Genomic DNA, 23,918 nt, shown 5'->3' with positions numbered 1-23,918 from the left:
GTATCCTGTAGCGAAGTTATGAGCGTAAAGGAAGGAAGTGCTCTTCTTCCTTCCTTAAGGATGGGTTTCCAAAGGGAATAGAGGCTCAGTGTCAAGGCTAGATCGTCAGTAGTGCTGGTAATATTTTTTAATAAAACGCATATTTTTGAAATTATTTTTACCAGTACTTTGTTTTACATTTAATAAACTAAATATAAATAAGTGAATGCCGTAGTTTGGAAGGGGAACCGAGTATGGATAATAGAGAAGCTATTGGTTATATGTTATTAGCAGCAAAAAAGGTTGGTTTAACTAAGGAAATAACGAAAAATTTATATAGTGAAATGTACTATATGTTTGATATAAAAACAGAAAATGAGGCTGAACAAGAAGGCTTTGATTGGTACTACAATTTAAAGGATTAATTCTATATGAATACTATAGCATCCTGTGTAATTACTTAAATAATTCTCTTTACTAGGAGGACTATTATGTGAAAGGTTATTTTCGAAAGCGGGGAGAAAAGTGGTCTTTTACCGTTGATCTTGGCCGGGATAATCAAGGGAAACGGAAGCAAAAAACAGTTTCAGGATTTAAGACCAAAAAGGAAGCACAGATAGCTTGTAATGAGTTAATAAACCAGCTCAATAAAGGCGAGTATTTAGAGCCAAATGAAATGACATTAGAAGAATTTATTATGGAGTATATGCAAAGCCAAGGTAAGCAAATTTTGCGTCCAAAGACGTTTGAAACTCATATGTTTATTATTGATAAACATATCATCCCTGAACTGGGAAAGGTTAAGATTGATAACCTGAGCCCGGCAATGGTACAGAAATTTTATAATAAAAAGATCAATGAAGAACATTATTCGGCTGACTATGTAAGGACGATGCATTCAATTTTAAGAACGGCCTTTAATAAAGCCGTAAAATGGCAGTATATTAAAAAGAACGTATTCCAGTTGGTGGATCCACCTAGGCTTGAAAGTAAGGAAATAAAAACATGGTCATTAGAAGAGGCGACGAAATTTCTTCATTCTGTTGAGAAGCAGAGATTTTATATTGTTTATTTATTAGCCGTCTATACTGGCATGAGACAAGGTGAAATACTTGGATTACGCTGGGATCATTGTGATCTTAAAAATGGAACGGTTAGTGTTAGGCAAACTTTATCACGAACGAGTAAAGGTCTTCTTTTTGAAGAACCAAAAACGAAAAGCTCCAAGCGCTTAATTTCGATTCCGAACCATGTTATTGATGCATTAAAGAAACACAGAGTGGAACAAAACAAGCAAAAATTAATTGCCGGAATTGGATATGAAGATCATGATCTCGTTGCCTGTATTGAGACTGGTAAACCAATCAATTCAAGGAACCTAATCCGTCATTTTAAGAGGATGATCAAGGAAAGTGGCGTTCCAGATATTCGCTTTCATGATCTTCGCCACTCCCATGCGACGATCATGCTGCAGCTAGGGGAACACCCAAAGGTAGTTTCAGAGCGGTTAGGTCATAGTAAGATAACTGTAACGCTAGATTTATATAGTCATGTGATTCCAAATATGCAGAAGGATGCGGCGTTTAAGTTTGAGCAGGCGATGAAGGATGTTATGAGGAAGTGAGATGGGGAGCATTACCTTTTGGGTAGTGCTTTTTGCTGTTTGAATATCAAATCTGTTGGTTATAAAATTACAATAAATCATTGGTTTAAGATTAAGCTAGATAAACCGTATATAAGTAAATGAGGTTTTGATTAATTATAACTAGTGAGAAATGACAAAATAAGAAAGAGTCACTCATTATTGAAAGACTCTTTCTAAAAGAAAAATAAACAAAAATAGAAGTGGTTCTAATTTATATAATATTTTAAGTAACCAGTATATCTTACCATCAAACTAGAAAAAGAAAATTTTGTACCATAAACTTTTATTAAGCACTATCTTGTATCAAGTACCTAATTTTATTACTCTTCCTTTAAACCAAAATACTTATACAAGCCTTTTTCAATACAATCATTCAATATTTCTCCACAAAGATTTGCAATTAACATTACATCAACGTCTTTAAAGCGAAATTTATTTGAATAACGATTAATAGATAGGTCTATTTTTAATCTATTTGCATTATTTAAAATCTCTTGTTTTACAACATTATTGCTATGTACAATGTTATTTCTGACATTCAACCAAAACCTTATAAATTCATATTTTTTCGTACCAACAATAAAGTGTTCTTCTTGCTTTTTAATGTATCTTTCGAAATATTTAAGGTATTTAACTATACCATTATCACTTCTATTCATAACATTTTGCATTTCAGGAAGTGAAGGTTCAGTTTCAATGAGTTTCTTGGTCAGACTAAATAAAGTCGATTCCAATAAACTTAGAAACATTACAATAGATGCTAAAGAATTCATTTCACCCTCTAACTCTATTTGTTTAAATTTGAACTCCCTTTCGGACACGTGACGAGATTGAATAACATCTGCCCATTCTAATTCATCGGGGTCTTGCGTTTCATCTCTTAATCTTTTATGATTTTCCAACATTTCTCGAGATTCTTTTAATTTTGAGTCAATTTCAACTGTAATTCTACTACTAATTTTTTTTGAAGATCTCAATATTGATAATGATTCTAAATAGTAATTATCTACAATACTATATAAATCTTTTATCAATTCTGACGGTAAATTGTCTTGTGTATGGCCTATATGCAAAAGGTACGACATTGAAAGGTAAAATTTATATATTGGAAGTTCCTCGGTAATTCCTACCTTCATAAGTTATAAACACCTCTGTAATTCATTATATATTTTATTAACTAATTTTAGCATATTAATCTATGTTAATTTGTAATATTATTGGGTGTAATTAATCAAGTTTCCTTCCAATAATATATCCCAATACAATTACAGTTTATAAAGAATAGAAACACTCATTTCATCATCACAGTGAATATTTCTCTTTTTCGTTATTTTAATTAAGGTTAATTAAGTAAATGAAAATGAAACTAAATATCACCTAAACGTAGTTAAATGTTATAATATGTAAAATGAGTTAAACATAAGGAGGGGGAGTTTATTTGTTTAATTTAAGAGATTTTCTTTACTTAGATGAACGAACAGTTAAAAGGTATTTATCATCAATAGAAGAAGGTTTAGTTAAAGAAGTGCTTGAAACAGATATTGCAGCCAAGCCTAACTGGGATTTTGAGGTTTCACTAGGAGAAATTCAAAAATTACTTGTTGCGGCAGGTATCCCGATTCCAAACGTGGGAGTAAAAAGAACGGGAAAAACAGATACAGTTTCGGTTCAAATCACAAAGGAGCCTACAATTGATTCACAATTTGATAAACTATTCAGGTATATTGAGCCTGCACTTCAATATTTAGAAGGTTTTGACCAAGCTATTTGGTCTCAACTAGAAAATGGGCAGTTTGTTTATTACTCTTCTGAAATTTCTCTGCCAAAGGGATATGAAAATGCGCAGATGTTGAATATAGGAGTAGATTTTTATGAACTAGCAAAGGGATGGATTGAAAGAGATGAGGATTTTGAAAAGGTCATAGAAGAAAGTAGGGGTTACAGGGAGGAAGCTGCTTCAAAAAAATATACGAATGTTTATTCGATTCCAATTGGCTCACCAAATAAAAGGAAGTATTATTTTGTAGCAAAAGTTATTCATGATAACTTAGTCGATTGTTCTATGGAGGACTTAACTCTCGGTAATGCATACACTTTAGCTAGAGTAGAGCATGTTTTAGGAGCTAGTGACAGATATACTGTTTTTGATTCAACATTAAAAGGTGTTGACAAGTTAATGAATAGAGAGGAAAGGAGAAAACAAAAAGGTGATTTATTTGAAGTAGCAACAAAGCCAGCTGTTATAATTAGACCAATAGCTATTTTTAAACAATAAAGGATATTTAGGGGGGATTTGTGACAGATAAAGATTTAGAATTTGAAGAAATGTTGAGAAAAAGAATTTACCCTGATATTAAAGACTTTAAAATGTATAAAAAAAAGTCATTGTTTATAAACCCTGTTGTTCCAGAGGTTAATAGGTCTAATGGTGAATTATATATTTATAGTTTAACTGTTGGACACCTTTGGATAATTGAAAGTGTTAAATCGGTAGGTTTTGGAGACTTTATTAACGATTTAATTCTATTCGCAAAAGAAAACAACTCTAATTTGTTGGAATGGAATATAAGCAAATCAGATGAAATCAAGTTTAATCAATTATTATCAAAGCACAATATGGTTTTTGAACGTAAAATAGTTAGTGGAATTAATGTTATGAAATACAAAGAAGAGCTTGACTTATTAAAAGAAAAAAATCATCCTTACCACACTTTTAGTAGAATTTTTTATTTTATTAAAACTAATTCATTACCTGAAGACATTTTAGGTTTTAGTAATAACCTAGAAGATGAACTTAAGGAAAAAGGTTCTATCATTAATGCTATTTACCTAGGATTAAAAGCAGCAGGAGTAGTTGAAGATGAAGAAGAGATAATGCCTCCTCAATCAGTTATAGACATCTTAAAAGAGTTTTCACCATGCATGGTTGAGAAAAAAGAAATGAAATATTATGCGAAAGTAGGGTAGAGAATAACTATTTTGAAAGGCTACCAGAATTATTTTCGACGAACTGGGACTGGCTAGCTGATAATGAAAAAGTCATAGTTTCAAAACTACTTTATAGCTTTAGAATAATCAAAGAATTAACTTATTCTCTCTTTGCTATTAATGGAGTACTGGCTGCCGCTTCAACGAGAATTTTATTCGATAATTATTGGCAATCGAAATATTTGATTGAAAACAATGAAATTCAACAGTATAAAGAGTTTGCGCTAGACAGAATGCGACTTCATATTTTAAAAAGAACAGGAAAAGAAGATGTGGAGGATATTGGGATTTTGTTGCTGGCTTCTAATAATGATTTGCTAGACCCAATACCTATACATGGAGATTATTATAAAAAATCCCCAAGAGAGTATGCTATACAACTGAATTTGAAAGATGACTACGATAAATACTATGAGTACAATAGCGAATTTATCCATGCTTCTTTGACAGCTATATTGTCTAGTTTAATGGTTGAGTGTGCAAATCCAGAGCATTTAAATCATCTTACTGTTAGCCCATCTTCTTCAAGGTATATTGATGCAATACCACATATATTCGGCATTATTAATGCACACATATCTTTAGTCAATGATTACTTAGGAGAAGAAATACTAGAAAATGTAGAATTAGAAAATTACTTTTTTAAAGAAAGGAAATCTTTCTTGGTACATATGGAAAGTATGCAAAATAAAATGGAATAAACCTCATATAGATACATCAACGGTGAACCATATCATAAGTAACGATATACTTTTTTATTAATGTTATTTAAAAATTGTTTATTATAGCCAGTAAGCAGTTTTTTCATTATGTGTACACCCAGCAAGCCGTTAATTTCTAGTTGGTGAAATTCCAATTCAAGTAAGTGAGAAAACGTTCGGTAGTTAATAGGCTTAGTGAATCCTGCCGCTTGGTTAAAAGAACCTCTTTTGAGCATAAAGAGAAATCGAATCTGAGTAATTTGGTTGAATGAAGACCTTGGAAAACGATTAGAGTCTACTTAAATAATTTTGATATGATGAACTGTAAATTTAATTCCATGTTCCAGTTTGAATATTGATCATATATAGAAAATTTACTAATGTGGTCAAAATGTGGTCAAAGGCTTAAATTAAAGATGCACTAGGTTTTATTGAAAAGTGAATATCTAAAAAACCCCTTGCGCCGCAAGGGGTTTAACACTCTATGTATGGTGACCCGTGACGGGATCGAACCGCCGACCTCTACCCTGTCAAGGTAGCGCTCTCCCAGCTGAGCTAACGGATCAGATTACTTTATTAATATATATCGAAAACAAATAAAAGTCAATAAGGAGGGAAATAAATTTTAAAATACTATTTAAAAAGTGAGGCTATGGAACGAACCGAGATTTGTTGCATAGCCGCCTTTTTATGGTTGAACTTTTTGCTTTTGTGGGAGAAGGATATTTACTGTTGTACCTTTTCCGTATTCACTTGAAATCTGAATTGTCCCTTGGTGATTCTCAATAATTTTGAAGCTAACCATTAAGCCTAAGCCAGTGCCTTTTTCTTTACTAGAATAAAAAGGCTCTCCTAATCTTTTAAGTCTATCTGGTGGTATTCCGCAGCCGTTATCAATAATTTGGATCAATTGCATGTTATTCTGCTGTTGTTCAAGCTTAATTTTTACACAACCTCGCTCATGTAATGATTCAATTGCATTTTGCAGGATATTTATAAACACTTGTTTGATTGAATTTTCTTCACATTCGATAGGTGGAACATCATGAAGTTCCGTTATTATTTCTATGTTACGAATTGAGGCTTGAGTATTCAGTAAAGTAATAACTTGTTTTAGCAGCTTTCGCAAATCTTTATTTGTGAAAATCGTATCGTGATTAGGTTTTGCTAGGGTCAAAAATTCATATATGATTGATTCAACCCTGTTTAATTCTTCAATCATAATTTTAGAATGGTCTTCATTAAATTCCTTCGTTACTTGCGATAGTTGAATAAAACCCTTAACAGAAGTGAGTGGATTTCTTATTTCGTGTGCTACACCAGCTGCAAGTTGACCGACAAGGGAGAGTTTCTCAGATTTGCGTAACAAGTATTCAATTTTCTTTCGTTCTGTTACATCCTTTACAATTGCCTGTATGGCCTTTTTACCATTAAATAGAATACAAGTTGCTGTAACATCAACATCAATAATGGTTCCATCCAACTTGACCATTTGGTGTTGGATTGTATCTACTTCCCCTTTTTTTTGTAATATTTTCCCCATGTTTTTTATACGCTGTTCATGTTCTTCTTTGCGAAAAAACCTCCATACAGATTGTCCAATAATTTCTTCTGGTGATTGTGCACCAAGCAGCTTTGCTCCAGAAGGATTAATGTATAGGTATTTACTTCCGTCATGGACACATATCATTTCCGGTGAATAAACAACAAGGCTGCGAAATCGTTCTTCGTTATCTAATAATTCGACTTCAAGCAACTTTCGGGTTGTAATATTTTGCATTTGTGCCATAACATAGACTGGGAGCCCCTGTTTATCATGGATTAAATTTACATTGATGAGAACCCAAACGCTATGTCCTTGTTTATGAACATAACGTATTTCATTCTGAAATGATTTAATGTCACCCTTTGATAGTTGGTTAAATTTGTATAATACTGTTTCACGATCATCGGGATGGATAAAGACTAATGGTGTGATTGTTAACAGTTCAGATTTATTGTAACCAATTAATTCACAATATGATTGATTTACATATAGGTGAGTCCCAGAAAGCTCATATATTGCCATTGGAATTGCGGATTGATTAAACATTGTATTAAAAAGGTTTGACTCCATTAAATCCCCCCTAATTCTTTCTAATGATGGAGTGGTAAGGAGTTTAATTAGGAAAGTAGAAAATTTTGGACAAGAGAAATATCCCTACTATTCCAATTTGACATAATCATGTAAAATCCTTTTTGATTTTAAAAGAATAATTGTAAAGTTTTTGAACTCAAGACGATAAAATTCAAAATTTAAAAGAGGACAAACCCTTTCTTGTCCTCTTTTTTGAGATGATTATGTTAGTGAATCTTCTTGAATTGCTTGATCTTCAAGTACTTCCTGGGTCAGTTCTTTTTGTTGCTTTAATTTTGTTTTGTTAACACCGGTTGGCTTTCTGTTCGTAACAATTCCTACTTCCGGTCCATCTGCAGTGCCCACATGAATCTGTTCTTTCTCGCCATCGAAATGGGGACTAGCTTCATGGTAATCATTCCCTCTATCCATTCTTATCCCTCCTTTACTGTTAGAATAACCGAATGTGAAGAGCCTATGATTGTACTTTGCATTTATTGAGAATTATTGTGTTTTTGTTTATTTTTCGAGTTGAAATTTAATGTTATTTTAATTTTCTTTTCTAGTAATGTGATCCAAAGCAGTAGAGGAGACAGGAAGGTTAAGCCAAAGATAGTAAAGACAATTGTCCAAATAAACCATTGTGTATTAATAATATAGACGTAAATCCAAGAATGAAAAAAATCCATTATAAACTCCCCTATCAACTTAATAATACCACATTCATTTTTCCCTTTTGGATAGAAAAATAAACAGCTGCTGTGATTATGTGAAGTGTTTTTTGTGCATAAATGGGAGTAAGTAAGAAGGAAAAAAGGGGACCAATATGTCAACTCAAGTGGAAGAGTTACTGCAAAGTCAGTTTTCTTTTCGATTAGAAAACAATGTGAAAACAATCGAGTCAATTCTTGAGGAAAATGCTGATCTTGTAAAAAGAAATTTTACCTTTCATAAACAAGTCGATGTAGCTGCAACCTATTATTATGTTGATGGGTTAGTAAATTCACAGCAAATCAATATGTCAATTTTAGAACCGTTGATGATCTATAGCAGTGAGTTAAGTGAGAATCATGTAATTGGCCCAACAACAGCTGAACATATAAAAAAGAACTTATTGTTAAGTTCGTCAATTGAGCTTACTGATTCGTTTAAAGAAATGATTGATTCGGTTTTATCCGGAGATACGATTCTTTTTTTAGATCATTGTGATCAAGCTTTTATTGTACCAACCCGGGGTTGGGATACGAGAAGTGTTGCAGAGCCTGAAACCGAGCCAATTGTTCGTGGACCACGTGATGGATTTGTTGAGAGTATTCGTTCAAATACAGCACTTGTTCGTCGCCGAATTCGAGATCCTCTATTTCGGATTGAAGAATTAAAAGTAGGAGAAAAATCACGAACAGATATAAATATTGCTTATATTAAAGGCACGGTAAAGGATGGACTTGTTGAAGAGGTAAAAGAACGTCTGCAGAGAATTAAAATCGATGCAATTTTAGAAAGTGGGTATATCGAAGAATTTATAGATGATGCACCGCTTTCACCATTTATTACGATTCAAAATACGGAACGGCCAGACCGAGCTGCTGCGGCAATTTATGAAGGGAAAGTAGCAATTTTTATTGATAATACACCGTTTGTTCTTATTGTTCCAACTTTCTTTTGGCAGTTTTTTCAAGCGGGTGATGATTATTATTCAAATTATTGGCTTTCTTCATTTACAAGAAGTATTCGGTATATCGCCTTAATTTTGAGCTTAACATTGCCTTCGATTTTTGTATTACTAGTTAGTTTCCATCAGGAGATGCTGCCAACACCGATTGCAATATCCATTGCTGCCAGTCGGGAGGCTTTACCGTTTCCAGTGCTTTTCGAGGCCTTAATGATGGAGTTAGCATTTGAATTAATGAGGGAAGCTGGTTTGCGAATGCCTAGACCGATTGGACAGGCGGTAAGTATTGTTGGGTCACTTGTTGTAGGGCAAGCGGCAGTTGAAGCAGGGGTGGTTTCACCAATTATGGTCATTGTCATTGCGACAACAGGGATCGCTTCATTTGCTATTCCAAATTATGCGGCTTCTTTCTCGATTCGATTGTTCCGTTTTCCCCTCCTTATTGCGTCAGGAACATTAGGCTTACTAGGGTTTGCATCAGTGATTATTATTGTGTTAATTCATGCGTTGTCGATACGTTCTTTCGGAGAGCCTTATCTGGCACCTGGTGCACCATTTCGTCCCTATCAAAATAAAGATATGGTGATTCGTATGCCATGGTGGAGTTTAGAGATGAGGCCAGTTTCAGGCGGGGAACAACGTCGGCAAGCTGATCATCAAAAACCAAAGCCCCCGAACGCAAAGGGTGAGGATGAAGATCATCCATTCATCGAAATTGTTGAGGACACTGGGAATAACGAACAAGAGCAATCGAAACAAGAAAAACAAGATTCTCAAGATCAATCAAACAATCAATCTGAAATGAATAAAGGTGCAACAAGGCAAGAAAAGAATGAAGAAAGTAATGAAGAAGGCCAGGATTCAAACAAAAGTAATCGTCCATGGAGGAAAAAAAGGCAATGACGTACTTTAATATAAAACTACAAGTGCTTCTTTGTATCTTATTTATTCTCTCAGGTTGCGTTGGCAGTGAGGAGGTCAATGAGTTAGCGTTAGTGATGGCTGTCGGGATAGATTTTGATAAAGAAAATGAACTAGTAGAAGTAACAGCACAAATTGTTCGTCCTGGTTCTGCACGAGAACAGACGGGAGCTTCAACAGGTGAACCAATATATACTGCTACAGCAGAAGGAGAAACGATATTTGAAGCCATTCGAAATTTAGGCCGTTATTCTTCACGGCGAGTATTTTGGGCTCATACTGTCGTTGTTGTTTTGAATGAGGAGAGTGCAAGGAAAGGGGTTAACGATGTCATTGATTTTTTCTCCAGAAACAATGAACTTCGGATGAATACATGGGTTGTTGTCACCTCTGAAAAAGCGAGTAATTTAGTGGCGACGAACACTGGACTAGAAATCATTCCGGCAGAGTCATTAGAAAAGCTCTTTCGGTATAGCACGCGAATAGCTGAGGCACCAAAGACAGATATGCTTTTACTCGCATCGTCATTTATTAGTGAGGATTATCATCCGATTCTAGCAAGAGTGGAGATGAAAAGCAGAGGAATTTCTGCAGAGAATCCTGGTGAGTATGGTGCGACTCCTCAAGTAGAGTTATCAGGGACAGCCGTTTTTGAAGATGATAAGATGGTAGGTTGGTTAAATCCAGAGGAAAGTCGTGGCTTATTATGGTTTGTGGAAAAAATTGATGATGCTATTGTTCCATTGGCATGTCCTGAACAACCAAAAAAGTCAGTAAGTCTTGAAATGAGAGAAAATCAGTTTAAACTAACACCTCATTTTGAAGACGGGAAACCAAAGTTTACAGGGGAAATCACGACATATGTTGATTTGGTGGAATTAGGATGTATAACGGATATGACTCATGCTGAACTGTTCACTCAGCTTGAAAAGGATCTAGAAGAAAAGTTGGAAAAAGAAGTATCGCAAATGTTAGACAAGGTTCAGAAAGAATATAAAGTGGATGTATTACGTTTAGGCAGAGCTTTTGATAATAAATATCCAGTTGAGTGGAGAAGATTGAGAGACGACTGGAAGGATATTTTTCCTTCTGTAGAAGTTGATGTTCAAGCTCATGTACAAATTAATAACCCAGGATTACTGAAAAATCCTCTGCAACCAAAAAGGGATTGATAAACTATGAAAATACAAATAACAAACGGAATGTTTATGGCAATTATCATATCAATGGTTTATCCAAAAGCTGTTGGAGTAACTCAGGGGATCATTGCTAGAGAAGTTGGCGGAGATATGTGGATTGCTACATTATTTGGGATCGCTATTGCCGGCTTGGTTATGTATTTAACAATCTCGCTTATTAAGAGATTACCTGAGAAAAACTTATTTGATCATTCAGAGGTGCTTTTTGGCAAGTGGATAAGCAGAGTAGTTAGTTTTCTTGTTTTTATCTTCTTTGTTGGTGCATACGGGCAAATGATGATAACCTTTTCTTTTCATTTAAAAGATTATTTTCTACCCGATGCACCGGTTGTTGTCTTTGTCATTGTGCCAATGATTGTTGGATATTTTGCAGTGTATCAAGGGTTAGAAGTGATAGGGAGAATCTCATTAATTGGTTTGTTTGCGATTGCCTTCTTTAATGTGATATTACTTATTGGTTCTTTGTCAAACTTTAGTGTATCAGCCTTACTGCCTGTTATGAGAAATGGATTTCTTGAGTCAGTAGCAGCTAGTCGCCATCATTTTGTAGATTGGGCGATGGCAACATTAATGGCGGCAATGATTTTGCCGTATGTAAAGGAAAAACAGAAGTGGTCAAAAACAGGCCGAACGAGTGTAATGTACGGTGGTCTCTTTATCATTATTTGGCCTATTCTACAAATAGGTGTTTTAACCCCACAGCTTGCGGGGCAATTTATCGTGTCGTGTATGCTATTAGCAAGAAGTGCTGAAATTGGGTTATTTATTCATCGGTATGAAATGATTATGGTTATTTTTTATTCAATCCCATTACTTATCCAAATTATGATGGGAATTATGTGTGCGTCAATATCTGCTGCACACAGCTTCGGGATTAAAGATATCCGTCCAGTTTTACTTCCAGTTACGTTTATTCTTGGCGGTTTTTCATATTGGGTTATTTTTGATCATATTAGAGCGATGGATCTCTTAACATATTATTGGCCGTCCATAGCCATACCCATTGCAATAGGCTTGCCAGTCATCATAATCATTATAGGTTTCTTTATGAAGAAAAAATTACAACAACATGATTCCACTGCCTCTCAGTAGTGTTTGTCATCCGTTACTCTGATAAAATATAACTGTATCTGTATATACATAGAAGAGTTTGAGGGGAGTAAGATGGATAAAGGGCTATTAATGAAGTTTGCTATGAAGGCAAAAAGGAGTCTCTCTGATCAAATAAAACAAAAAGCATCGATACTCGGGATTACAGAACGAGGCATTCGAGATATTGAAAGTGAAGCGTTGGATATCTTGCTTCAAGAAGATGTTGTTAAATATGAGGATATTATAAAATATCGTCAACAACTGCTTGATGAAGTCATTTGCAAAGGCTATGAGCAAGTCATTGAAGACGTGACATTTACGATTTTTCAACGGTTTATCATTGCAAGGTTTTTAGAAGTTAACGGTTATCTTCAGGGAGATCTGCAATTATTTTCAAAATCAGTCATTGTAGAGAGAAACCCTGATTTATATACGTATGTGTTATCAGCAGAGCTGCCTATTGATCATTCTGCTGTCGATAAAATGATCAACAAGGGTGAATATGAAAAGCTCTATACTTATTTGCTGTTTTTTCGGTGCAAAGAGTTACAGAGTCTATTTCCTGCATTATTTAAAGAGTTCCCGGATTATACAGAACTTCTATTTCCTGCAGAATTACTTTCTGAAGGTTCAATCATTAAGGCAATGGTAACAACTATTCCAGAAGAGAACTGGTGCCAAGTTGAAATGATTGGTTCACTATATCAATATTTTATTTCTGATAAAAAAAATGAGGCCTTTCGTCTGCGGAAAAAGAAAAGTAAAATTGAAAAGTCTTTTATTCCAGCGGCAACACAATTGTTTACCCCAAGTTGGATTGTTAAGTATTTAGTTGAAAATTCTTTAGGTGCTTTGTGGCTGGAAAATCATCAATCATTGTTAAAACGGGAATTCTCCTACTATATTAATCTGGATGATCAGGAAGAAGAAGTATTACGTCAATGGGAACAATGTAAGAATCCACAACTAAAATTAGAAGATATTAAAGTAGTCGATCCTGCTTGCGGAACAGGTCATATTCTAATTTATGTGTTTGAAATATTATTTAAACTTTACGAGGAGCAAGGTTATTCTCGTAATGAGATCCCGTCATATATTTTTGAAAATAACTTATATGGTTTCGATATTGATGAGCGTGCTATCGAGATTGCAATATTTGCACTTTTAATGAAAGCAAGGCAGTATACAACCAATAATAGTATTTCGTTACTGCCAACGATTCAGGTTTTAGCCTTTAAGGAGTCTAATCAGATTGATAAACATGCATTAGCTTTATTAACAGAATCAGATAAACAATATAAGCAAATTGAAATGATCCTTGATGCATTTGAAGATGCAAAAAATTTCGGCTCACTCATTCAAGTACCGGTTGTTGATTATTATCAATTAGAAGAAGTTATCAATCAAAAAGAAAAAAAGGGATGCTTAAGTATAAAACAAACTGAAGCAATTTATTCATTTAGAATGCTTCTTACGCAAGCAAAAATATTGTCAACTAATTATGATGTTGTCATTACAAACCCGCCTTATATGGGGAATCGTGGTATGAACAAGTCTTTAAGAGACTATGTAAAAAGGTATTATCCGCTTTCAAAAACTGATTTGTTTGCGGTTTTTATTGAAAAAACAATGGAACTGACAAAAGAAAATGGCTTTATAGCAACGATAAATCAGCATTCATGGATGTTTTTAAGTAGTTTTGAGAAATTAAGAAACAAGATGCTTGAAGAAATGACTTTTCAGTCCATGCTTCATTTAGGTACGAAAGCATTTGAAGAGGTCAATGGTGAGATTGTTCAAAGTACAGCATATATTTGTCGAAAACATAAGCTAAATCATTTTAAAGCGAAATATTTTCAATTAACACAATTTTCTAGTTCCAAAGAAAAAAAAGAGGCATTTCTTAATGAGAAAGCTCCTCTGTATCAAGCAAAGCAAACAGCATTTGTAGGAATTCCTGGACAACCATTTGCTTATTGGGTTTCTGAAAGTGTTAGCGCACTTTTTAAGCAATATCCCGGTTTTAGTCAGTTTATTGAGTTAACAGGTAGTCAGCATATCACTGCAAATAATGATCAGTATCTCCGTTATTTTTGGGAAATAGACAGAACAGAATTGTTTCACAGATGGGTCTCCTATGCGAAAGGTGGTTCTTATCGAAAGTGGTATGGAAATACTGAACTTGTTCTCGACTGGGGAGAAGGGGCCCAAACATTTTATGAAACAAATGTAACATCCAATAAAATTAATCAAAAATATATGTTTCGAAAAGGAATTACGTGGTCGGCAACAACAACATCGGCTTTTTCTTGCAGGCAATTAATCAATCGAGGTGCTTTTGACAAAAAAGGCCCTTCATTGTTTGTTAATGATGATCATTATTACTATTATTTTATGGGCTTTCTAAATTCAAAGCTTGCAAATAATTTGTTGCAAATATTGAGTTCTTCGATTGACTATCAAAATATAGATATTCATCGATTACCTATTATTATCCCCACCGAGAAGCAACGAAATGATGTTACAATGCTAGTTAAACATTGTATAGCGATTGCAAAAGAAGAATGGGATTCATTTGAAACGTCATGGGATTTTAAGAGGCACCCGTTTTTACAATTTCAACAAGGATCGCCGTATATTGAACAGTCTTTTTATAACTGGTATTCTCACACAAATTTGATGTTTAATCAGCTGTGGAACAATGAACAGCGTATGAATAAAATAATTTCTCAGATCTATCATGAAGATGGAGAGAGGTTGAATGTTGATCAAAGGTTAATCTCCTACCGCAAAGCTGATAAAGATCGAGACGTACGAACATTCCTTTCTTATATAGTTGGATGCATATTGGGACGCTATACAATTGATAAGGAAGGGATTACGTTTGCAGGAGGTACATTTGATGAAACTAACTATGTTTCTTTTAAGCCAAATAAAAATGGAATTGTACCTGTTTTTGATGAGGTAAGAGCAGAAAATGATCTTGTTTGCCGGTTGATCGAATTTATCAAAGTAACGTATGGAGATGCTACAATTGACGCTAACCTCGAATGGATTGCGGAAGTGTTAGGGAAGACTTCAGAAGAAAGCGCGGTAGAGCGAATACGAAAATACTTTGCAGCTCATTTTTATAAAGATCATGTCAAACACTTTAAAAAAAGACCCATATACTGGTTATTTACATCAGGTGAAAATAAAGCATTCCAAGCATATGTTTATTTACATCGTATGGATGAACATGTAATAAGAAATATTCGGAATAATTATGTACTGAGATTACTGAAAAATTATGAACGTAAAATCAGCAGTTTACAAAGCGTACTGAATACATGCGATTCGATTGCGGAACAAAAGCGAGTAAGAAAACAACTTTCTGCATTACTGAGTTATTCAATCGAATTAAAACAGTACGAAAAAAAACTTGCGATGTTTGAGGAGATCAGTATCGATCTTAATGATGGAGTCGTATCAAACTATCAAAGGCTAGCTCCACTGCTAATGCCGATAAAATAAAAGACAAGCCTGCTAGATGGTTATAATCTGCAGGCTTTTTTACGGTGTGTGTGTTTTACACTTGGATCAAATGAATTCTTCTATCGTGTTGGAAAAACGCATGAAAAAAATGGCGAAATTGGTCTAACTGTTTGAAATGTTAAGAATATGGGAGGGATCTGTAAGAGTCACCTCCTTACTTAAGTCAATCAAGAGTAATAGTAGTAAATGCCAATTTATCACTGTTAAGCTAGTTTGACTATCATTGACATACAGCTTATCATTAAAAAAGCAAGTAATAATTTTAAATAAATAAAAAATTTGAAGGAGGAAATTGTTATCCATAATTTCGTAGAAGTTTTAGATGATACCGATACGAAACTTAAGTTTAGGTTAAAGTCAGAAGCAACTGAGGTTAAAGAATATACATTTGTTGAACCAGATGTTGATGACGGTGCTGCTATGTGGGAATTAGTAAAAGATTCAGGCGTTTTAGATCTTAATTCTTCCTATAGCTATCTGATGATGTGTGAGTTCTTTTCAAAAACATGTCTAGCAGTAAAGAACAGTAAAAATGAGCTTGTTGGTTTTGTGACCGCATTTCATCCCCCTAAGAAGAAGGATGTCATATTTGTTTGGCAAATTGGGGTAGCAAAGTCTGAACGAGGAAAAGGTTTAGGATCCAAGATCTTAAATGCTCTATTAAACCTTCCAACTTGTAAAGATGTTAAGTACCTAGAAGCTACGATTTCACCATCGAACATTGCTTCACAATCGTTATTCCGTGGGATAGCCCGTAAGAAAAATACGAATTGTGTAGTATTAGAATGCTTCCCAGAAGAAGTATTTCCAACAGAGGGGAATCATGAGCCAGAAATGACATACCGTATTGGTCCTTTAAAATAAAAAAGGAAATTTCGAGGAGGATATTAATTATGAATACAAGAGAGAATGCAGAATCATCACTACATGTTTTTGAAAAATATGAATCAGAGGTACGCAGTTATATCCGTAGTTTTCCGACTGTTTTCACGAAAGCACAAGGTTATAAGATGTGGGATGAAAATGGTAAGGAATATATTGATTTTTTCTCGGGAGCAGGTGCCCTTAACTATGGACATAATCACCCAAAAATGAAGCAAAGGCTAGTTGACTATATGATGAACGATGGGATCACTCATAGTTTAGATATGGCAACCGATGCGAAAGCAGAGTTTTTGCAAAACTTTAATGATATTATTTTAGAACCTAGAAATCTAGATTATAAAGTTATGTTTCCTGGACCAACAGGAACAAATACAGTAGAAAGTGCGTTGAAAATCGCTCGTAAAGTGACAGGACGAACAAATGTAATTAGCTTTACAAATGGATTCCATGGTATGACAATTGGTGCCCTATCTGTCACAGGTAATTCATTTAAACGTCAAGGTGCAGGAATTCCGTTACAACATTCAGTGGCAATGCCATATGACAATTATGTGAGTGATGAGCTCGACACAGTGGAGTATCTCGAGCGTTTCCTAGAGGATAACGGGAGCGGTGTTTCGGTCCCAGCAGCAATTATTCTCGAGACAGTCCAAGGTGAAGGCGGTGTGAATGCTGCAAGATTCGAGTGGCTCAAGAAAATTGAAGCAGTATGTAAGCGATGGGGCATTTTGTTAATTATTGATGATGTTCAAGCTGGGTGCGGACGTACAGGAACGTTCTTTAGCTTCGAACCAGCAGGAATTAAGCCTGATATCGTTTGCTTATCTAAATCAATTGGTGGTTTCGGTTTACCGTTGGCATTGACGTTAATTAAGCCTGAATATGACATTTGGGAGCCGGGTGAGCATAACGGTACATTCCGAGGAAATAATTTTGCATTTTTAACAGCTACTGAAGCGTTAGAATTTTGGAAAGATGATTCTTTCGAAAAAGAAATTCAGGAGAAGTCCGTAAAAATTTCAGAATTTTTAGAAAAAATAGTTGCGAAATATCCTGAAATAAAAGGTGCTGTAAAAGGAAGAGGCTTCATGCAAGGGATTGCTTCGAAGATTAATGGTTTAGCTTCAAAAGTTTGTGAAGAAGCATTTAAACGAGGATTAATTATGGAAACAGCAGGTGCGAATGATGAAGTATTTAAGTTATTTCCTGCATTAATTATTGATCAGGAAGGCCTTGATAAAGGTTTTGAAATTATTGAACAAAGTGTAGCAGCAGTTGTTAACAAGAAAGAGGCAGTTACGAATTAATCATTACAAACAAGATTAAACATATAAATGGAGGCAGAAATTATGAAAGTCGTTAAACTAGAAGATGTTATTGGAACAGAAAACGAAGTTAAAGGTGAAAATTGGATTAGCAGAAGATTACTATTTAAGAAAGATGGTATGGGTTACTCTGTGAATGATACCATTATTAAAGCAGGAACTGAAACACACATTTGGTATCAAAATCACCTTGAAGCTGTTTATTGCATTGAAGGTGAAGGAGAGGTTGAAACTCTTTCTGATGGTAAAATTTGGCCAATTAAAGCTGGTACCATTTATGCCCTTGATAAGCATGATGAACATTTACTTCGTGGAAAAACAGATATGCGAATGGTGTGTGTATTTAACCCACCTTTAACAGGTAAAGAAACACATGACGAGAACGGAGTATATCCGATAGTTGAGGAATAAGTAAAGGATGAATAAGATGAAGGCTCTCACTTTTTAGTGAGGGTCTCTTTTCTTTGGGAGGCTTTTTTGTAAAGACATCCTTGAAGTTACTATAAATAACTCTAAACTCTACATTCTAAACTCTAAACTAAAAAGTTTTCTCTAGTGACCATCATCACTGATACTTGTTTGTTACTATTATAAGATTATTAATGTAAAAGGCAATCACACATTTAAGGAGAGATGAAGATGTCAAATTTTGCAGCTCAAGTAGATGTTAGACCTATTTCACCACGTGAGAAACACCCGACTATTTTTAGTACTTTTGATAAATTAGAGTCTGGTACGTCAATGGAACTAGTGAATGACCATGATCCTAAGCCATTATTCTACCAATTCCAAATGGAAAGACCAGAACAATTCACTTGGCAATATCTTGAAGAGGGTCCAGCTGTTTGGCGTGTAGCAATCGGTAAGAAATAAGGATAACTCGTTATTTCTAGTTGATCAATAGTTTTTGAATTGAAAACCCCTATAATTAGAGGCCATCGAAATGATGGTCTTTTTCTTGTCCAAATAATTCTTGAAACAGTCAAGAAAAGGTGAATTTGTTGTAACCTCAAATGTATCTGTGTATAATTTTTAATTGTGGACTGTGTTATATCGTATGATTTATTACGAACAAACTGAAGAGAAGGAATTATTTTGAAGGGAAGACTTTTGTTTTGACCGAAATAATAAATTTTTATAATCAATATGATCAAATTATTCATTTGTCAGGCTTAGCATTATTTATTATCTTTAATCGATTTCTATCTAGGATTGTCATTCGTCTTATTTCAAAATTTGTAAAGACGGTTGATAATGCTTTTTTAAATGAAGTTTTATCATGCTTTGAATTACCATTGCGTTGGTTCTTTATTCTATTACCGTTTTATCTAGGGATCATTAGCTTTGATTATAGTCCATCTGTTGAAGCGGTTATTACAAATATATATCGATCACTATTAGTTCTAATTTTTGGCTCGGGGTTTATTAAATTATCGAGTCAAAGTTCGGTTGTTTTTGAAAAAATAACAAAGAAATTTGAGATTGATATTAATAAAATTTTAATTCCTTTTTTATCAAAAGCATTTCAGTTTCTACTATTTGTATTAATGTTTCTAATCATCGCCCAAGAGTGGAATTATGATATATCTGGTTTTATTGCTGGATTAGGCTTAGGAGGATTAGCGGTAGCTTTAGCTGCTCAAGATTCGCTTAAGAATTTATTTTCTGGTTTACTAATCATTATTGAAAAGCCTATGGATTTAGGGGATTGGATTGCTACACCCAGTGTTGAAGGGACAGTAGAAGACATTAACTTTAGGAGTACAAAAATTAGAACGTTTGCGCAAGCATTAGTTACTGTACCTAATGCGCAAATTGCAAGTGAACCAATAACAAATTGGTCAAAAATGGGGAAACGTAGAATTACGTTCCATCTTGGCTTAAAGATGAATACACCGAAGGATAAAATCGAAAAAACACTCAAAGATATTCGAGAATTATTAAAATACCATGATGGAGTGCATCAAGAAACCGTATTTGTGAATTTTGATGGCTTTAATGACAGTGATTTTGGTATTTTCTTCTACTTCTTTACAAATACAACTGTATGGGGAGAATGGCTTCATGTGAAAGAAGACATTAACTTAAAAATCATTGGGATTTTAGAGAAGAACGAAGTCTCACTCGCTTACCCAAGTCAATCTATTTATGTCGAGGAATTGTATAAGAAACAAATAAAGAATGAAGAAAAACCAAATGAATCTTAAAAGGTTCATTTGGTTTTTTATCGTTGGCTGTGTTAATAATGCTGTAAAAATATCAATAGTAATTTTATACTACTATCATATATAATTTAGTAAAATTCCTCATTAATAGGATGTGAAATCTCGTTTATGAAATATGTTACTCTTGATAACATTCAGCAAGGTGAATGCCTTGGTCGTAATATTTATTCCAGTGAAGGAAGGGTGCTTCTTAGCAAAGGAGTTCCATTAACGATCGGGATGATTTCTAGGTTGAAGAGAATGGGTGTAAATGCCGTATATTTAAATGATAATAAACTTGAAGATATTGATATTGAAGAAGTTGTTAGTGAAGAAACGAGACGGAGGGCTATACAAACCTTGGCTCATTCTTATCAATATATACAAAATGGGAAAGATTTTGATACAAAAGAAATCAGTACAGTGACGAAGAATATTGTCGATGAAGTCATGCAAAATAATGAATTATTGATTCATTTAGCGGATATTCGAACAAGTGATAATCAAATTTTCGTTCATTCTGTAAATGTTTGCATTATGTCCATATATGTAGCAATTAACTTTGGTTTGGATCGAATAAAGATACAAGAGTTAGCAGTAGGTGCTCTCCTTCATGATATTGGGAAATTTGTAAAAGACCAATCTAATGCCAAAATTACAGCTGAAGAAGGCGATCATAATGATCACACTTGGAAAGGATTTAATCATATTCGTAAAAAGAAGGAATTAAGTACATTATCAGCTCATGTTGCCCTGCAGCATCATGAGCATATTGATGGTACAGGAACGCCTAGAAAATTAAGTGGTGATGATATTCATCTATATGCAAAGATAGTTGCAGTTACAAACTATTATGATCACTTAATTTCTACTGCTGCAGATGGCGGGGGTCTTCATCCATTTGAAGCCTGCGAAAAAATCATGGGACTTACAAATAGTTGGTTTGATCATGAGGTTGTCTGGAAGTTTTTACGATCTATTGCTCTTTACCCAACAGGTAGTTATGTACAGCTTACTACGGGAAAGATAGGGGCAGTAATAAAACAGCATAAAGGATTGCCACAGCGACCGGTGATCAGGATTTTTGATATTAGTCAAAATAGTAAATATGAGGATTACGACTTTAATGAAATTGATTTAGCAAAAAAAACAACAGTATTTATTCAACGGGTTTTAACAGATTAGTCATAAAATGGGGTTGCATAAACATACGTTATTGTGTAAGATTATTATATTGTAGTATGAGTTAAAGGAGAAAAGACTAATGAACATTCGAAAAGCAGTGATGAGCGATGTTGATACAATCTATCATTTAATTGATATTTATGCAAAAGAAGGAAAGTTATTAGAGCGGACGCATGCATCTATCTATGAAAACTTGCAGTCGTTGTATGTTGTTACGGTCGAGCAAGAAATAGTTGGTGTTGCGGGTTTGCATATACTAGGGAAAAATTTAGCGGAAATCCGTTCATTAGTTGTTGCTCCTGAACACGCAGGAAAAGGGATTGGAAAGCAATTAGTTAACCATATTATGAAGGAAACAGCGAAGCTTGAAATTGAACAGCTTCTCTCCCTCACTTATCAGGTTGAGTTCTTTAAACGCTGTGGATTTACAATTGTAGAAAAAGAAACAATGCCACAAAAAGTATGGAAGGACTGTATTAACTGTCCGAAATTTCCAGCATGTGATGAGACGGCAATGGTAGTGTATGTTCCTCAACATGAATTAGTTAAAGTAGTGAATGGCTAAGAATTTAAAGACGAAAGGAGCTAGCATTATCATGTTGGATAATGCTAGCTTTTTTTTTTCAGGATTTTAATATGCTTATTTGGATAATAGATTATGTACTTACGATAGTACTAGTTTTGTAACTGAAAGGTGGTACATGATGTGAATATTTCAAATCGTGTAGTATTAATAACAGGTGCTTCAAGTGGCTTTGGTTTAATAACAGCAATAGAGTTTGCGAAGAATGGATTTACAGTTGTTGCTACAATGCGTGATATGACCAAAGAAAATAACCTCATTAATAAGGCAAAACTTGAAGGTGTAGCTGCATATATTCATACGTTTTCATTAGATGTTACCGAATTTCATCTGCTTGATAAAAGGATTGAACAGATTATACAGCAATTTGGTAAAATCGATGTATTAGTTAATAATGCTGGGTTTGCGCTTGGTGGTTTTGCGGAGGATATATCGATTGGAGAATGGAAGCAACAGTTTGAGACGAATGTCTTTGGTGTCATAGCGGTAACAAATGCTGTTCTTCCATATATGCGGAAAGAAAGTAGAGGCAGAATTATCAATATAAGTAGTATTAGCGGCCGGGTAGGATTTCCTGGACTTTCTCCTTATGTATCATCGAAACATGCTCTTGAAGGTTATAGCGAGAGCCTTCGTCAAGAGGTAAAACCATTTGGAATTGATGTTAGTTTAATAGAACCGGGCTCTTATCAAACGAATATTTGGACATCCGGAAAAAAAGTTGCCGAGAAGGCAAATGAACAAACCTCTCCTTATCGTGAAATGATGGGGAAAATGGACAGGCACCTTGATCAACAAAAGGATCAACTCCAAAACCCACAGCAAGTGGCAAAATTAATCGTTAAAGTCGCTACGGTAAAAAGGCCGAAGCTTCGATATTTAATCGGTAGAGGACTTCGTTTTGGTTTAGTTATAAAAACACTTGCACCAGCGTTTATTTGGGACAAAATCATACAATCATCAATTAAGAAACTTAGTTAGAGTCGCATCCGTTGAACGAGAAAATCAATAAAAGCTTGGTTAGCTTTTGAAAGGTACGCGTTCTTTTTCCAAGCGACTGCTAAGGTAATGTGAACAGCTGGATCAAGTGAAATCGGAACAAGATCTGGATCATCGTCAATCACCATTTTTAAAAATAATGTAATTCCTAAGCCTCTGCGAGTGAGTGATTTTGTTAGTGATATTTGGTTTGTCTCGAAAGTGATGTTTGGCGCAAGACCTGTTCGGTGACTTACCTCTGCTACGATATCACGTTGAAAATAACCTTCTTTAAAGAGAACAAGTGGTTCAAGGGCCAGCTGCTCATAGGAAATTGATGATTGTGTTGCTAATGGATGTGTCGATGGTAGACATACGACCATTTCTTCTTTCAAAAAGGGAATGGTGTCTAAGTGGTTTGTCGTATCATCTAAGACAATTGCTCCCATATCTATTTTGCCTTGCTCGATCATTGTTTGAATCTGTTTTGCACCAGCTTCATAGATTGATATCGTGATATGGGGGAATTTTCGTTTGAAATCAACAATGATTTTTGGAAAAAAGTAAGAGCCAGCCATTGAAGGGAGTCCGATATTGACGACTCCTTTTTCTAATCCTCGTAATTCTTCCATTTCAAGCTTAGCATTTTTCACTTGATCAACGATTGTTTTTGCATGGTGAATAAAAACTTGTCCTTCAGCTGTTAACGTAATTTTTTTATCACTTCGGTTAAATAATTGTAGCCCGAGTTCTTTTTCAAGATTTTTAATTCCTTTACTAATCGCTGGTTGAGCAACGAGGAGGTTATCTGCTGCTTTTGTAAAATTGTTTTCTTTTGCTACTTCAAGAAAGTATTCTAATTGTCTAAATTCCATAAATGTATCATCCTCATAACCAAAAGTTATCATATC

The 23,918-nt window shown here is 34.6% G+C and carries 21 protein-coding genes and 1 tRNA gene; 17 read left to right on the top strand and 5 right to left on the bottom strand.

Features of this window, described 5'->3' with window-relative positions:
- Nucleotides 1–233 precede the first annotated feature (233 nt).
- Nucleotides 234–404, top strand: a complete 171-nt coding sequence (locus ACJ2A9_RS09575; RefSeq protein ID WP_441421411.1) for a hypothetical protein — start codon at nt 234–236, stop codon at nt 402–404.
- A gap of 68 nt (nt 405–472) precedes the next feature.
- Nucleotides 473–1,603: a tyrosine-type recombinase/integrase gene (locus tag ACJ2A9_RS09570; RefSeq protein ID WP_441421410.1), complete on the top strand. Its 1,131-nt coding sequence runs from the start codon at nt 473–475 to the stop codon at nt 1,601–1,603.
- 341 nt (nt 1,604–1,944) lie between these two features.
- Here ACJ2A9_RS09570 and ACJ2A9_RS09565 read toward each other — a convergent pair whose 3' ends face one another.
- Entirely contained in the window at nt 1,945–2,760 is an 816-nt protein-coding gene (locus ACJ2A9_RS09565) for a hypothetical protein (RefSeq protein ID WP_441421409.1), read from the bottom strand.
- 302 nt (nt 2,761–3,062) lie between these two features.
- Between ACJ2A9_RS09565 and ACJ2A9_RS09560 the strand changes: the two genes are divergently transcribed.
- The 3 genes from ACJ2A9_RS09560 to ACJ2A9_RS09550 all read left to right on the top strand — a co-directional run bounded on the left by ACJ2A9_RS09560 (nt 3,063) and on the right by ACJ2A9_RS09550 (nt 5,313).
- A complete protein-coding gene (locus ACJ2A9_RS09560; protein WP_441421408.1) occupies nt 3,063–3,899 on the top strand; it encodes a DUF6414 family protein in 837 nt (278 codons plus the stop codon).
- A gap of 20 nt (nt 3,900–3,919) precedes the next feature.
- The gene (locus tag ACJ2A9_RS09555) at nt 3,920–4,591 is read left to right on the top strand and encodes a hypothetical protein (protein ID WP_441421407.1); all 672 of its coding nucleotides are present in this window, start codon (nt 3,920–3,922) and stop codon (nt 4,589–4,591) included.
- A 203-nt stretch (nt 4,592–4,794) separates the two neighbouring features.
- Nucleotides 4,795–5,313 carry a hypothetical protein gene (locus ACJ2A9_RS09550; RefSeq protein ID WP_441421406.1) on the top strand — a complete coding sequence of 173 codons (519 nt, stop codon included), beginning with the start codon at nt 4,795–4,797 and terminating at the stop codon, nt 5,311–5,313.
- Between the two features lie 489 nt (nt 5,314–5,802).
- Here ACJ2A9_RS09550 and ACJ2A9_RS09545 read toward each other — a convergent pair.
- The 3 genes from ACJ2A9_RS09545 to ACJ2A9_RS09535 all read right to left on the bottom strand — a co-directional run bounded on the left by ACJ2A9_RS09545 (nt 5,803) and on the right by ACJ2A9_RS09535 (nt 7,861).
- Nucleotides 5,803–5,878 (bottom strand) — tRNA-Val (locus tag ACJ2A9_RS09545).
- Nucleotides 5,879–6,001: 123 nt separating this feature from the next.
- On the bottom strand, nt 6,002–7,429 hold the full coding sequence (locus ACJ2A9_RS09540; RefSeq protein WP_441421405.1) for a PAS domain-containing sensor histidine kinase: 1,428 nt from the start codon (nt 7,427–7,429) through the stop codon (nt 6,002–6,004).
- A 222-nt stretch (nt 7,430–7,651) separates the two neighbouring features.
- Nucleotides 7,652–7,861: a hypothetical protein gene (locus ACJ2A9_RS09535; RefSeq protein WP_441421404.1), complete on the bottom strand. Its 210-nt coding sequence runs from the start codon at nt 7,859–7,861 to the stop codon at nt 7,652–7,654.
- A gap of 394 nt (nt 7,862–8,255) precedes the next feature.
- Here ACJ2A9_RS09535 and ACJ2A9_RS09530 point away from each other — a divergent pair, with 394 nt between their 5' ends.
- From ACJ2A9_RS09530 to ACJ2A9_RS09475, 12 genes are all read left to right on the top strand, one after another.
- Nucleotides 8,256–10,004: a spore germination protein gene (locus tag ACJ2A9_RS09530; RefSeq protein ID WP_441421403.1), complete on the top strand. Its 1,749-nt coding sequence runs from the start codon at nt 8,256–8,258 to the stop codon at nt 10,002–10,004.
- The gene (locus tag ACJ2A9_RS09525; protein WP_441421402.1) at nt 10,001–11,194 is read left to right on the top strand and encodes a Ger(x)C family spore germination protein; all 1,194 of its coding nucleotides are present in this window, start codon (nt 10,001–10,003) and stop codon (nt 11,192–11,194) included. Before ACJ2A9_RS09530 ends, ACJ2A9_RS09525 begins: the two co-directional genes overlap by 4 nt.
- Before the next feature lie 6 nt (nt 11,195–11,200).
- Nucleotides 11,201–12,313 (top strand): GerAB/ArcD/ProY family transporter, encoded by a 1,113-nt coding sequence (locus ACJ2A9_RS09520; RefSeq protein WP_441421401.1) that lies wholly within the window; start codon nt 11,201–11,203, stop codon nt 12,311–12,313.
- Nucleotides 12,314–12,385: 72 nt separating this feature from the next.
- A complete protein-coding gene (gene pglX, locus ACJ2A9_RS09515; protein WP_441421400.1) occupies nt 12,386–15,826 on the top strand; it encodes a BREX-1 system adenine-specific DNA-methyltransferase PglX in 3,441 nt (1,146 codons plus the stop codon).
- A gap of 300 nt (nt 15,827–16,126) precedes the next feature.
- Entirely contained in the window at nt 16,127–16,711 is a 585-nt protein-coding gene (gene ectA / locus ACJ2A9_RS09510) for a diaminobutyrate acetyltransferase (RefSeq protein ID WP_441421399.1), read from the top strand.
- 29 nt (nt 16,712–16,740) lie between these two features.
- Complete coding sequence (gene ectB / locus ACJ2A9_RS09505; RefSeq protein WP_441421398.1) at nt 16,741–18,039, top strand: diaminobutyrate--2-oxoglutarate transaminase; 1,299 nt, start codon at nt 16,741–16,743, stop codon at nt 18,037–18,039.
- A gap of 42 nt (nt 18,040–18,081) precedes the next feature.
- Nucleotides 18,082–18,468: an ectoine synthase gene (locus ACJ2A9_RS09500; RefSeq protein WP_441421397.1), complete on the top strand. Its 387-nt coding sequence runs from the start codon at nt 18,082–18,084 to the stop codon at nt 18,466–18,468.
- 228 nt (nt 18,469–18,696) lie between these two features.
- On the top strand, nt 18,697–18,930 hold the full coding sequence (locus ACJ2A9_RS09495) for a DUF2249 domain-containing protein (protein WP_441421396.1): 234 nt from the start codon (nt 18,697–18,699) through the stop codon (nt 18,928–18,930).
- Nucleotides 18,931–19,172: 242 nt separating this feature from the next.
- The gene (locus tag ACJ2A9_RS09490; protein ID WP_441421395.1) at nt 19,173–20,264 is read left to right on the top strand and encodes a mechanosensitive ion channel family protein; all 1,092 of its coding nucleotides are present in this window, start codon (nt 19,173–19,175) and stop codon (nt 20,262–20,264) included.
- Between the two features lie 126 nt (nt 20,265–20,390).
- On the top strand, nt 20,391–21,446 hold the full coding sequence (locus ACJ2A9_RS09485; RefSeq protein ID WP_441421394.1) for an HD-GYP domain-containing protein: 1,056 nt from the start codon (nt 20,391–20,393) through the stop codon (nt 21,444–21,446).
- A gap of 79 nt (nt 21,447–21,525) precedes the next feature.
- A complete protein-coding gene (locus ACJ2A9_RS09480; RefSeq protein WP_441421393.1) occupies nt 21,526–22,011 on the top strand; it encodes an N-acetyltransferase in 486 nt (161 codons plus the stop codon).
- A gap of 147 nt (nt 22,012–22,158) precedes the next feature.
- Nucleotides 22,159–23,010 carry an SDR family oxidoreductase gene (locus ACJ2A9_RS09475; protein ID WP_441421466.1) on the top strand — a complete coding sequence of 284 codons (852 nt, stop codon included), beginning with the start codon at nt 22,159–22,161 and terminating at the stop codon, nt 23,008–23,010.
- Here ACJ2A9_RS09475 and ACJ2A9_RS09470 read toward each other — a convergent pair.
- Nucleotides 23,007–23,882 (bottom strand): LysR family transcriptional regulator, encoded by an 876-nt coding sequence (locus ACJ2A9_RS09470; RefSeq protein WP_441421392.1) that lies wholly within the window; start codon nt 23,880–23,882, stop codon nt 23,007–23,009. The two genes, ACJ2A9_RS09475 and ACJ2A9_RS09470, sit on opposite strands and share 4 nt — an antisense overlap.
- Nucleotides 23,883–23,918 lie beyond the last annotated feature (36 nt).

Origin of the sequence: Anaerobacillus sp. MEB173 (assembly GCF_052119505.1) — a bacterium.
In the GTDB taxonomy this organism is placed as follows: domain Bacteria; phylum Bacillota; class Bacilli; order Bacillales; family JBJMAU01; genus JBJMAU01.
The sequence above is the reverse complement of the archived record's forward strand: the minus strand, read 5'-3'. Positions and strand labels throughout refer to the sequence as shown.